Annotated in this window: 6 protein-coding genes and 1 pseudogene; 2 read left to right on the forward strand and 5 right to left on the reverse strand. The window is 62.3% G+C overall.

The features are described 5' to 3' along the window. Window positions 1-970: 970 nt before the first annotated feature. Window positions 971-1,144 (reverse strand): hypothetical protein, encoded by a 174-nt coding sequence (locus tag LU684_RS30665; RefSeq protein WP_349816354.1) that lies wholly within the window; start codon window positions 1,142-1,144, stop codon window positions 971-973. Window positions 1,145-1,417: 273 nt separating this feature from the next. On the opposite strand from LU684_RS30665, the gene LU684_RS05330 reads away from it, so the two are divergent. Both LU684_RS05330 and LU684_RS05335 read left to right on the forward strand, forming a co-directional pair. Further along, on the forward strand, window positions 1,418-2,158 hold the full coding sequence (locus LU684_RS05330) for a response regulator (RefSeq protein WP_016485970.1): 741 nt from the start codon (window positions 1,418-1,420) through the stop codon (window positions 2,156-2,158). Further along, entirely contained in the window at window positions 2,155-3,441 is a 1,287-nt protein-coding gene (locus LU684_RS05335; RefSeq protein WP_095114823.1) for a sensor histidine kinase, read from the forward strand. The genes LU684_RS05330 and LU684_RS05335 overlap by 4 nt, the downstream gene beginning before the upstream one ends. Before the next feature lie 107 nt (window positions 3,442-3,548). On the opposite strand, the gene LU684_RS05340 is transcribed toward LU684_RS05335, so the two are convergent. The 4 genes and pseudogenes from LU684_RS05340 to LU684_RS05355 form a co-directional block, all read right to left on the reverse strand. Further along, window positions 3,549-4,112: a DUF4174 domain-containing protein gene (locus LU684_RS05340; RefSeq protein WP_232894233.1), complete on the reverse strand. Its 564-nt coding sequence runs from the start codon at window positions 4,110-4,112 to the stop codon at window positions 3,549-3,551. Between the two features lie 213 nt (window positions 4,113-4,325). Continuing rightward, window positions 4,326-8,747, reverse strand: a complete 4,422-nt coding sequence (locus LU684_RS05345; protein ID WP_232894234.1) for an NEL-type E3 ubiquitin ligase domain-containing protein — start codon at window positions 8,745-8,747, stop codon at window positions 4,326-4,328. A 78-nt stretch (window positions 8,748-8,825) separates the two neighbouring features. Continuing rightward, window positions 8,826-11,186, reverse strand: a complete 2,361-nt coding sequence (locus LU684_RS05350) for a DNA polymerase II (RefSeq protein WP_232894259.1) — start codon at window positions 11,184-11,186, stop codon at window positions 8,826-8,828. Window positions 11,187-11,220: 34 nt separating this feature from the next. Next, a pseudogene (locus LU684_RS05355) lies at window positions 11,221-12,412 on the reverse strand (MFS transporter). Window positions 12,413-12,456 lie beyond the last annotated feature (44 nt).

Raw genomic sequence — 12,456 nt, forward strand, 5'->3', positions numbered from 1 at the left:
CGCCGGTTCAACTTTATCGTGACGACTGTACAACTCAGCCCTCGACGCACGCTCTGTAAGCGGCCCCCTGTTTTCACCCTTGCTGGAACGCTGAGTGGATTTATTGTCGCCCTCATCCGAGCAACTACCGCGTTGAACAGTTTGCTTGTCTTTCATAAAAACCTCGATAAAGCCACCTGCTTACAATGGCTCATCATCATTTTCTTCGAGAAGTGGAGCGCTGGTAAAAGCATGGTTTGTCATGCGATCTGTCAGCGCAGGGCTAGTGCAGCCAAGCGCGTCTCCACGGGGTATCCGGGCCGTCAGAATAGCGGCTGAATTTCGGTGCATTCGAGGCCAAAAGCTTGTCTGCAGGCTCTGGCCCGGCCTCAGTAACAGGTTCAGGATCGATGTAATTATTCCGATCATCAGTTGTAGGCTGAACAAGACGATCATTGCCCAAACCTTGGCGATCCTGATCTATTTCCGGATCACGCTCCGATGAGCCCTGCCCTGCCTGGTTTTTACCGTACATAAGCACCTCTCATAAGCCCAGATAATCTGAGCTTAATGAGTATGCGCCCTGCCTGAAAATAAAAGACAGGTATCAGACCACTGGACACAATCTATTTATGAGCATAAATAACAACGACCTTCTTTACGTACAGTGCCTGTATTGAACCTTCCTCACGGTCCTACCTCGTCTGCCTGTCGGGTATCGCCAGGCGCTCGAGAGGCCTTCAACAAGAGTGTAAAACTGCCTGTGAGTTGATGACGAAGCGCTTTGGGCATGATGAAAGCGAAATGCACGAGCCATGAGCCGTCCCCCAGCAGAAAGCTCTCCCGCCGGTAGTGGGCCACTTGTTGCTCAGAAATACCTATGCAAACGGCGATTACACAATCGCTCGGCTCTTCGCTCACGGGCGTGCCCCTTCAAGAATGGGTATTGAAGCGCCTGAAGGGTGGTGGGTTCAGGCGCAAAGGCAGGCCATCAGGGCTTGGCTGCACGCTCCTTGTGCCACTGGACTTTAGCTACGCCATAAGGGGAACCGGTGACACCGATGGCTACGTGCTGGATCTGGCCGCCACGCTGGAGAAACGTCTCGATTTGCTCGCAGAGGCGTTCGTGGGCTCTTTGGGGCGTTCCGGGGTGTGTCTGGTACATGCAGGCTACTCGGTGATGAGCCACTGAAATACAGTTACCCGAAACGACATTGTACGCTTTGTTCTGCAACCAGGCTCCGAGCCGGAGCAGAACCCGGCTTTTATCGGCCAAGCGGTCAACTCCCAGTGCTGTGCTGCTTTGACCCGAGCCGCTTCACCCGCCCCCGCTACAGTTCTATACACCTGCCAGATACACTGCAATACAAACCCCCGCAGGCAAGCGCAAAAGGGCCGGGTACACTGCGCCAAACCCACTCGAACAGGAACGCTGCGCATGGAACACGTCGATCACATCCTGATCGTCGACGACGACCGCGAGATCCGCGAACTGGTCGGCAACTACCTTAAGAAGAACGGCCTGCGCACCAGCATCGTCGCCGACGGCAGGCAGATGCGGGCCTTCCTTGGAGCCAGCAGCGTCGACCTGATCGTTCTCGACATCATGATGCCCGGCGACGATGGCCTGCTGCTGTGCCGCGAACTGCGCGCCGGCAAACACCGCAATACGCCCGTGTTGATGCTGACGGCCCGCAACGATGAAACCGACCGCATCATCGGCCTTGAAATGGGCGCCGACGATTACCTGACCAAGCCGTTTTCTGCCCGCGAACTGCTTGCCCGTATCAATGCCGTGCTGCGCCGCACGCGCATGCTGCCACCCAACCTCACCATCAGCGAAAGCAGCCGCCTGCTGCGCTTCGGCCAATGGCGGCTGGACACCACCGCCCGCCACCTGCTCGACAACGAAGGCACCCTGGTGGCCCTGAGTGGCGCCGAGTACCGCCTGTTGCGGGTGTTTCTGGACCACCCACAGCGGGTGCTCAGCCGCGAACAACTGCTCAACCTGACCCAGGGCCGCGAAGCCGACCTTTTCGACCGCTCCATCGACCTGCTGGTCAGCCGCCTGCGCCAGCGCCTGGGCGACGACGCCCGCGAACCCAGCTGCATAAAAACCGTGCGCAGCGAAGGCTATGTGTTCTCGCTGCCGGTGCAACTGCTCGAGTCGCCGTCATGAAGTGGCCTCGTACCCTGGCCTCGCGCCTGGGGCTGATCTTCTTGACCGGCCTGATCCTGGCCTACGGCTTGTCGTTTGGGCTGCAGGCCTACGAGCGCTACATCAGCAGCCGCTCGATGATGCTCAGCAACCTGGAACAGGACGTGGCCACGTCAGTGGCCATCCTCGACCGCCTGCCTGCAGCCGAACGTGCGGCCTGGCTGCCGCGCCTGGAACGGCATACCTACCGCTACCGTCTCGACCAAGGCCTGGCCGGCGAGGCGATGCCCGGCAGCGACCCGCCCATGGCCGCCGAGTCGATCGTCAAGGCCATCGGCAGCGACTACCGCCTGACCTTCCAGGACATCCCCGGCCCGAATGCCCACTTCCAGGCCCACCTGAGCCTTGCCGACGGCGCGCCGCTGACCATCGACGTCACCCCATCGGCGGTCCCGGTGGCCCGCTGGCTGCCCATGGTGCTGCTGATCCAGCTGGCAGTCTTGTTGCTGTGCACATGGTTGGCCGTGCACCTGGCCATTGGCCCTTTGACTCGCCTGGCCCGCGCCGTGGACAACCTCGATCCGGACAAACCCGGCGTACAGCTGGATGAAAGCGGCCCGCGCGAGGTGCGCTACGCCGCGGCGGCCTTCAACGCCCTGCAGGCGCGTATCAGCGCCCACCTGAAGGAACGCATGCAGCTGCTGGCGGCCATCTCTCACGACCTGCAAACACCGATCACACGCATGAAGCTGCGTGTCGAAGTGATGGACGACGGGGTCGAAAAGGACAAATTGTGGAGCGACCTGGGCGAGATGGAGCACCTGGTGCGCGAAGGCGTAGCATACGCCCGCAGCATGGATACCAGCACTGAAGCCGCGTGCAGAATTGACCTTGATGCCTTCCTCGACAGCCTAGTGTTCGACTATCAGGACAGTGGCGCCCAGGTGCAGCGTAACGGCAGCACGCGCAGCCTGCTGGAAACCCGCCCGCACGCCCTGCGCCGAGTGCTGGTGAACCTTGTGGACAACGCCCTCAAGTTTGCCGGCGCTGCCGAGCTGGAGGTGTGCCGCGAGGGCGGCATGACCGTGATCCGCGTGCTCGACGATGGGCCTGGAATACCCGCTGACGAGCTGGACGAAGTGCTCAAGCCATTCTACAGAGTGGAGGGCTCACGCAATCGCAGCACCGGCGGCACCGGGCTGGGGCTGGCCATTGCCCACCAGCTGATCCAGGCCATGGGTGGTCGGCTGATCCTGAGCAACCGCGACAGTGGCGGGCTGTGCGCGCGAATCGAGCTCAACTGAAAGCCGAGCCACCACCTGCAATTCGGCACACAACCCCAGCACCGTCGATACACTGCTGCCCCCCACCGCTACACACGCCCGGTCGCACGGCCAGCCAATGCAGGTGTTCAGTCTTCCAGCGGCTTTGGCGGCGCAGCCGGCTTGGCTGGCTTGGCTGGCTTGCTGTCCTTGTCCTTGGCCTTGGCCTTGGTTTCCGGTGCCGCCGCTACCGGTTCAGGTGCAGTCACGGCCTTTTCGCTTGCGGGCAGTTCATCCACCGCCTTGAGGATCACCTGCGGGTCGATGGCCTCGCCTGAGTCGTCGTCCTTGAGCATGTGCCGCTCACCGTCCTTGCCCACCAGGATCACCTTGGTGCCCTTGCTCGCGCCCAGCTTCAGCTCACGAATCAGGGCCATGGTGGTCTGTTGTTCGAGGTTCTTGTCCTCGCGCTTGCCCATCATGTTGGCGACGCTGTACAGCACCAGATTGCGCTCCTTGAAGGCCGCCTGGGTGGCCGGGTCCTCCAGAGCCTTGTTCAATCCGCGCAAGGTTGGGTCTGCGCTGCTAGGCGCAATGACCACCAAGGGCCTGGCCTTGCCCACTTCCTTGGCCAGCGGTGCGTCACTGTCAGCCGCCAGCAGCGGGCCGGTGACAGCGAGCAAAGTAGCGAGGGTCAGTGACCGGACGAGCATGCGTATCTCCTTATTCTCTCGATAAACCAAAGACTACAGATCATGGAGAAAGATCCGACGCGGGAGACTAAACCAGCAGCCCCAGACGTGCTCGGCACAAAGGTAACTTCCGATTTCCATAACCGGCCGGCAACATCTGCGCAAACATCACCGCCACTCAGAGCATAGCGCAAAGCCACTGGCGCAACGCCCACCTGCCCGAGGTCTGAACCGCTACTGGAGAAGACGCGGCGAATGCATGTCCAGCGCTTCCAGCGTCAACTGCAGCAATACTGCGTGCTCCCGTTGCTGATTGCTGATCTGCAACCGTGCGATTTCCTCCTCCCGGCCACCCAGGGCCATCAGCCGCTCCAGTTCGTCGTGCATGTGATGCGGCACTTGCAGGCGAACGGGGAAGCGCTTGCGCAGGTAATCCTGCCAGAACCACTGACGTGACAGATAATGTGCAACGCCTTCCCGGGTCTGTGCCGCCAGGACCATGTCCCGGGCCACACGAATATCCTGCTTGCTTAGCGCAGCAATACCTGGATAGAGCATTTCGTCTGGCTGGCCAGGCAAATCCAAAGCCCTGCGCAAGGCGATCCGGTATGCCAAGGCGAATTCGATCGACTCATTGCCCGCCCCCTGCCGTTGGGCGTGTTCTGCGGCAATCTGATCGAGCAACGCCAACCGCCACAACCGACCACCGAGACAGAGCAAGGCCCGCTCAGGCTGCTGGGCAACCCCGCCGCGTTGCGCCCGCCATATCATCATCCGCAGTTCCAGATCAGCGAAGCGGGCCGTGGCGTTATCCTGGCAGTCGGTCGCCGCGGCGTGTTCGAACACTTCACGCTTGAGTGCATCATCCTCGTTCATCGCCTGGAACATGTCGAACACACGGGATGCGAGCGCGCACGCGGTCGAAGAGAACTTGAATGCTCCCGAGGCCGTGAGCACCGACAGGGTATTGAAGAAATCGGCCGATTGCTCGTCGGCTTCAAGATGGACCCACAGCATGGCCATTTCATCCCGACGTTCGGCTGCCGATACATCGAGAAAACGCAGCCGGTAGGGAACCCGGCTTGCCTCAAGCCAGTGCCAGGCCGAAAACCCTTCAGGCGTCGCCGCCAGCAGGTTGCCAGAAAGCCCGACTCTGCCTGCGCGCCATAGCTGCGACCGGTAAAAGCCATCGGGCAGTGCAGAGATACTGTTGTCACTCAGGTCAAGGGTTTGCAGGTCAGGCACCTCGAGCACCCCATAAGGCAACTCGGGCATTTGGGTGCCTGACAGGTGCAGCGCATGTAGCTCGGTCATTGCGAAAACGGAAAATGCCCTGCCCAGAGGGTTGTCCGAAAGGTTCAGGTATACCAGCGAACGACAAGCCGCAAGAATCAGTGCCTGGCTTTCGTCAAGCACGATCTGGTTACCCGACAGATCGAGCACCTCCAGCCTTTGGGTAAGCATCATCGGCAAAGGCAAACGCCTGAGCCGACAATGGGTGATTTCCAGGTTGCGCAAGTTGGGAAATGCCCTCAGGAACTCATCCGGAATCCGCTCCAGGCGCATGGAGCGCAAGGCCAGGATTGAGACGTGCGGAAAAGTTATTTGCGCCGGCAGTACTGGCAGTTGTTGCAAGCGGCTGCGGGTCTGGGTCAGCATGAAGCGCCCCCTCTGCACAGCCGCACTGTCTTGAAGCTCGGGGACAAGCAAGCGCCAGCAGTCGGTCAAGCCCTTTCTGAACTCACGCCGGGCGGCCAGCTCAGGTGTCGGAAAGGCATTGCGTACCCATCTGTTCAGGTGGGTGTTGAGCAGTGCGAATTGCTGTTCCAGCGTACGCAACCTGGCTTGCGCGTTGTCTTGCGCCAGCCAGCGGCCGATCTGCTCATCACTGAAGGCCGGGTACAGGTCTCGAAGCCGTGCCTGAGACGCCCTCGGTCTGGACAGCCCCAGCGCGGCCCATAACCGGCCGCCAGCAAGGGGGTAGCCAATCCGGCCATCATCAAGCCTTTGCGGCGCGAAAAACGAGCCGCTTGGCCGCTCCAGCCTGAGCAGACTTACCACCGCCTGCCTTTGACCGGTTGCAACATTCGCCAGCGCCTGGCGCAGTGCGGGCACGAAAGCATGGCCTTGGCCGATGGCCGCCTGAGACGGGTGGTCATAGGCTGCAGCCAGGGTCTCGAACAGCTCGCCCGCCTGACTGACAGAAGGCCGCGCAGGATCGCGCAAGCGAAACACCCCATGCTGGTGAAGCAGGTCGAATGTTTGCCCCGTTCCCTCGATCGTCAGCAACGGCTCGCTGGCATCCCCGTCAAACAATCTCCACCCAGGCCCCTGCGCACCCCGCACGTGGGCCAACAGATTCAGCACCACCCGCGCCAGGTCGAGGTTTTGCGGTGTATCAATGCTCAGCGCCTCATACACGCGCGCGATTCGGATCCGCGCAACCTGCAACCTTGCCGCCTCGGCCATGAACAAGGGCACGCGGCCGGTCTCGCGAAGCTGCTGCAGGTCATCCTCGCTGGCATCGCGCAGCACCTCATCTGCTGCCAAGCGGTGCAGGCTGGCAAAATCCCGGCGTAGCGAGCGACCCGTCGGCGTGTCGGGATTCTGCTCTTCGTACAATTCCTGGAACAGCTCTCGCCGCCCTGCCCAAGCCACATCAGCCAGTGCTGCACCCTGCATGCCGGCGGCCTGAGAAAGATTAATCACCCGCTCCAGCAACTGCGCATCAGCGGTGGCCACGCCTTCACGCAACTGATTGACCAACGTGCGGATGCGGCCGGCGAGGAGCACGCGGTAAACGGTGTCCACCAGCACGGCTTCTGGCGCCCGGCCATACACATGCCATGCCCGCAAGTGCTGGTCGTCAAGGCCATGGATGGCCAGCGACTGATCGATCTGCGCGTCATCGAGATCGCTCAATGGCCTGCCCAGACGACGAAACAGCTGGCGTGTGTCATCCCACTCGGCGGGCTGCTCGCACCACAGCCGCCACGCGCCGGCACCGTTGTGACGCAGCGGCGGTGCATACCCTTGATAAGGGAGCAGTTGCCACTGTTCATCGGCGTCGCGCCAACTCACCTCATACCAGTGCCCATCCATGCTGATCCAGCGACGCTCGCCCAGCTGGTGAACCCCCTCCGTGTCCAGCACTGCCGCGTCCGGCGGGGCTTCGCCGCGATAGGGCACCAGGTCTGCGTTCCACAGTTTTTCTTCACCGCTGGCCAACTGCGCCGGCACCAGCTTGTCCACCTCGATGCAGGCGCGACGCACCGTGGCGACCACGGCGACGGTTGCCCCGACAGCCAGCAGGCCTTTGCCTACATTCAGCAGGTGCGCCAGCGCCGCATTGCGCTCGTTGTCCTGCCAGTCCCCGACAGCCTGAAACGTCTGCTCAAGCAGCTCCCAGGCCATCACCCCCAGCAACACCGCGCCAATGCCGGGCACGAAGTACCCTGCGATCCCCGCCAGGGTCCAGCCTTCAGCGCGCAAACGGCGGTTATGCGCTGCCTGGACCTCGCGATCAAGCATGGCCACGGGTGGGGCAATGATTGCAGCATCGTCCTTGATCCGGGCGACCCAGTCGTCAGCGATATGTTCGAACAGCGGCAAGCGATACGCACAGGTTTGCTCATCCAGGTCCCTGGTTGCCCAGTCGCTAACGTCATCGAGCCGTTCGCTGACGGCCGAGAAGAATCGCTGGCTATCGCGACGGCGCACGAAGCGGTTGAAAAACCGCCGATAGCCCTCTTCGCGCAGGCGGTTGCCAAGCACCCGGCGGGCATAATCTTCCAGGTCGCTGCGCACGCTCCAGGGGCCGTGCGGGTCACCCGGTACATACACCAGCACTAGCTTGCTGGTGTTGTACAGCAAGCCCTCATCGATCACGTCCAGCACCACGATCTGCTGCAAGCTGCAACCGAACACCCTCAATTGCCGGATGTGAACAGGTGCGCCTTCGAGCTTGCCCAGCGTGCCCTGAAGGCAAAACTCCACCACCCACTGCAGCTGGCCTGCGCTCAACACATCTTGCGCCCTGGCTTGCAGAGCATCTACCAGCATGCTGTAACGTTCCCTTCGCGCCAGCAACCCTCTGACTTCGGGCTGCAGGACAGCGTCCAGATGCGCCTGGTACTTCTGCCCAAGGTCCAGCGCTCGACACATTTTGGCGAAGGCCGGTGCAGACAGTTCACTGCGCTTTACACCGTGCTCATCCACCAGGCAGTTGCCACGCGGCTGCTCGCGCAGCTGGTCTGCGGTAAAGTTGCCCAGAGCGGCCTCGAGCAAGGGGAGTTCGTAGTAGTCGCTGCCTACGACTGGGAGCCTGCTGGTCACATAACTGACGGTGGGCGAGGTGAAGGTGTACCACTGGCGAAAGTACAGCCGATCAGCGTCGAGTTCGCCGTGAGCGCCAAGCGCTTCTTGCAGCAAGGTCTGTGTGAATGCATCCAGGTTGCTTAGCTGCGCCAGCGCTGCCGACAGGCCTTCGCGGCAGGCCAGCAATTGCGTCAGCGCCTCAGTCAAGAGAGTGAATTCTGCCACGCTCAGCCGCATCATCCAGGTCGGCAGCCGCTGCGCGATGTACTGGTCCTGGCAGGCTTGCGCCCTGGCAAGGGTATCGGCCGCAGCTGGTAGTTGACTGCTAGTGTTCTGCATCTCTGCCTCCTTGATGGCATGGAGATGCGAGTCTGAAGACTGTTGCGCCGGGTTGACGCCTACCCGACTACCACCCGTTCAGAACAGCAGCAACTGTTGGTCGGTAAGGCGAGCGAAATCATCGCCGACAAAGGGCAGGATGGCATCTGCCACCGGTTGTAGCTGCCGGCTGATGTAGTGGTCGTAGTCGATCGGTGCCTGCAGGTTTTCCAGCGGCTCAGGGCCGGCGGTGGTAATCACGTAACTGATCCAGCCGCCACGTTGGTACTGCAGGGGGCGCCCCAGGCGCTTGTTGTACTCGTCGGCAAGGCGTGCGGCACGCACATGCGGCGGCACGTTGCGCTGGTAGTCGGCCAGCGGCCTGCGCAGGCGCTTGCGATATACCAGCAGTGCGTCCTGCTCGCCCGCCAACGTACACCGCACATACTCGCGGACATAATCGCGGTAGGGTTCGCCGCGAAACACACGGCCATAGAGCGCCTGCTGAAACGCCCGGGCCAGCGGCGACCAGTCGGTGCGTACCGACTCCAGGCCTTTGTAAACCATCTCTTCAGAACCGTCGGCCCGCTGCACAAGGCCGGCATAGCGCTTCTTGCTGCCTTCATCGGTGCCGCGGATGGTGGGCATCAGGAAGCGCCGGTAATGCACTTCGAACTGCAGTTCGAGGGCACTCTGCAGGTTCATGGTTTCGTGCAAATGTGCTTGCCACCATCGATTGACTTCGGCCACCAGTTCGCGGCCGATACGCGCCGCGTCTTCCTCGGCATGGGCACCCTTGAGCCAGACGAAGGTAGAGTCGGTGTCGCCATAGATCACGTCATAGCCGCGCGCCTCGATCAATGCCCGGGTCTGGCGCATGATCTGGTGCCCACGCATAGTGATGGACGAGGCCAACCGGGGGTCGAAGAAGCGGCAACCGCTGGAGCCCAGCACACCGTAGAACGCGTTCATGATGATCTTCAGTGCCTGCGACAATGCCGCGTTACCATCACGTTTGGCGGCCTCCCTGCCCTGCCACACACGCTCGACGATGGCCGGAAGGCAATGCTGGCTTCGCGAAAAGCGCCCACCCCTGAAGCCTTCCACCGAATGCTGGTCATCGGGAACACGCAAGCCTTCCACCAAGCCCACCGGGTCGATCAGGAAGGTACGAATGATCGACGGGTACAGGCTCTTGTAGTCCAGCACCAGCACCGAGTCGTACAGGCCTGGACGCGAATCCATGACGAAGCCACCGGGGCTGGCTTCGTCAGGGCGGCTGCCAAGGTTGGGGGCGACAAAGCCCATGCGGTGCATCTGCGGCATGTACAAGTGGCAAAACGCGGCGACCGATCCGCCGCTACGGTCTACCGCCAGGCCAGTGACCGACGAGCGCTCCAGGAGGAACTCGAGCAGGCGGGTGTGGGCGAAGATGCGAGTAACCAGCTCACAGTCCTTGAGGTTGTACCGCGCCAGGGCCGGTTTGTCCTCGGCGAAGCGCCGGTTGATCTCGTCCATGCGCTGGTACGGCGTGTCGATGGCTTTGCCTTCACCGAGCAGCGTCTGGGCAACGCTCTCGAGGCTGAATGACGGGAAGCTCCAGGTTGCCGAGCGCAGCGCCTCAATGCCGTCGATCAACAGCCGCCCCGGGGCATCGGCAAATACGTGGCCACCACCGGCATGGCTACGCAACGTCATCAGTGCACCCTTACGCCCCAACACCAGCGGTACCTCCAGCGATTTGGCGTGTTCATGCAGCAGGCGCAGGTCGAACTGGACCAGGTTCCAGCCGATGATTGCGTCCGGGTCATGCTCGGCCATCCACTGATTGAGGCAGCTCAGCAGTGCAGCACGGTCGGCGCAGTAGTGCAGGTCGAAATCGAGGCCGTGGACCGTGCCATTGGCCGGGCCGAGCATGTACACCTGGCGCTGGCCACAGCCTTCAAGGGCAATGCTGTACAGCTCGCCGCGCTCGCTGGTTTCGATGTCCAGCGACACCAGGCGCAGTGGCGGGCGATAACCTGCCAAGGGCTTGAGCTGAGCATCGCAGAGCACGCCCTGGGCATCGGGCTGGCCGGTGAACTGTACCGGGGCAGTGATGAAGCGCTCCATCAGGTAGCGTTCGGGTGGGCGGATATCCGCTTCGAACACCTCGATACCCGCCGTGCGAAGGCGTTGCTCGAGTTGCATCAGTTGCCGGTGCTGCCGGCAGTACAACCCCAGCACCGGGCGCTGGTCGAAGTCCTTCAGGCGCAGTGGCCGCAGCTCGACGCCGGGCTCGTTGGCCAGCAACACCCGCGCATGCGCCTCATGCACCTGCGGGATGAATGCCACCGAAACCTGTGGGGCCAGACGAAGCTGCCGTGGCCCATGATCAGTTGCCAGCCAGAACTCCACGCAGGTGCCTTCGGGCGTGTCATGCCAATGACGGGTCAGCACAAAACCCTGCTGCAACTCCACTGCGTCGACCTCTGCTGAAAAACGCAATTCTACGCTAGCGAGCCCCCGCCACGAAGCCACTTCTGCGCGCCGCCCAGGCCAGCGACCAAGCCACTGCGATCAACACCAACACCACTGCGCCAAAGGCTTTGGTCCCGCCCCCCGCGAGCAACACGCCCCCCACGATCCCGCCCAGGGCGATAGCACTGTTCCACACGGTCACCAGCATCGACTGCGCCACATCCCCCCCCCTCGCCCGCAGCATCGGCACAGGCGGTCTGCAGCAGGGTGGGTGCGCCACCGTAGGTCAGGCCCCACAGGGCGATGCTCAGGTACATCAACCACGACGACGCCTGCCCCAATGCCAGTGTGGCCAAGGCAAAACCGACCAGGCTGAGCAAGACCAGCGTGCGCAAATGCCGGTCGACCAGCAACCCCACCATGCCAATTCCGGCCAGAGCCGAAAGGCCAAACACCATCAGCACCGGGCCAATGTCGGCAACCATGCCGGCCGCCGCCAGCAGCGGCACAATGTAGGTGTAGAGAATGTTGTGGCCAAGGATCCAGCTCAGGATCACCAGCAGCACGAGCAACACCCCCGGCGTGCGCAGCACCTGCTTGGCCGCCCGGCGGTTGCCGGCGGCATGCCCCGGGTACTCCGGCACCGAGCGCAGCACCCACACCACCAGCAGCAACGCCACCACGGTGACCACAACAAACGTTGCACGCCAGCCCAGCCCGGCGCCCAGCCAGGTGGCAATCGGCAGCCCGAGCGACAAGGCAATCGGCTGCCCGAGCATGGCCAACGCCATGGCCCGGCCCTGCTGTGCCACCGGCACCATGCGCCGGGCATGGCCAGCGATCAGGCCCCAGGCCAGCCCGGCGGCAGCGCCGGTGAAAAAGCGCAGGACCAAGGTCACGCTGTTGGACGTCGACAAGGCAGTCAGCCCGTTGAACAGCACAAAGCCGATGATCGCCAGCAACAGGGCCCGCCGGCGATACCAGCCCTGGGTCAGGGTCACCAGCGGGATTGCCGTCAGCAACGAGCCAAGCGCATAGGCCGTGACCCATTGCCCGGCCATGGCCTGGCTGATGTGCATGCCGTTGGCGATCTGGTCGAGCAAGCCCGCCGGCAAGGTTTCGCTGAGGATGGCGATAAAGCCGGTCATGGCCAGCGCCAGCAGCCCGCTGACGGGCAGGCGTTCGCGGCTGGCATCCAGCAGCAGGGGGGAGGATGTCTGTGACATTGCAAGTGCCTTGAGCAGGAAAACAAGGCGGACAGTCTGCAAGG

Origin of the sequence: Pseudomonas sp. NMI542_15 (assembly GCF_021283425.1) — a bacterium.
GTDB classification, from domain to species: Bacteria; Pseudomonadota; Gammaproteobacteria; order Pseudomonadales; family Pseudomonadaceae; genus Aquipseudomonas; species Aquipseudomonas fortuita.

Bases quoted from the DNA above. Each gene is read 5' to 3' on its own strand.
- LU684_RS30665 (WP_349816354.1), bottom strand. From the start codon at position 1,144: ATGTACCAGACACACCCCGGAACGCCCCAAAGAGCCCACGAACGCCTC.
- LU684_RS05330 (WP_016485970.1), top strand. From the start codon at position 1,418: ATGGAACACGTCGATCACATCCTGATCGTCGACGACGACCGCGAGATC.
- LU684_RS05335 (WP_095114823.1), top strand. From the start codon at position 2,155: ATGAAGTGGCCTCGTACCCTGGCCTCGCGCCTGGGGCTGATCTTCTTG.
- LU684_RS05340 (WP_232894233.1), bottom strand. From the start codon at position 4,112: ATGCTCGTCCGGTCACTGACCCTCGCTACTTTGCTCGCTGTCACCGGC.
- LU684_RS05345 (WP_232894234.1), bottom strand. From the start codon at position 8,747: ATGCAGAACACTAGCAGTCAACTACCAGCTGCGGCCGATACCCTTGCC.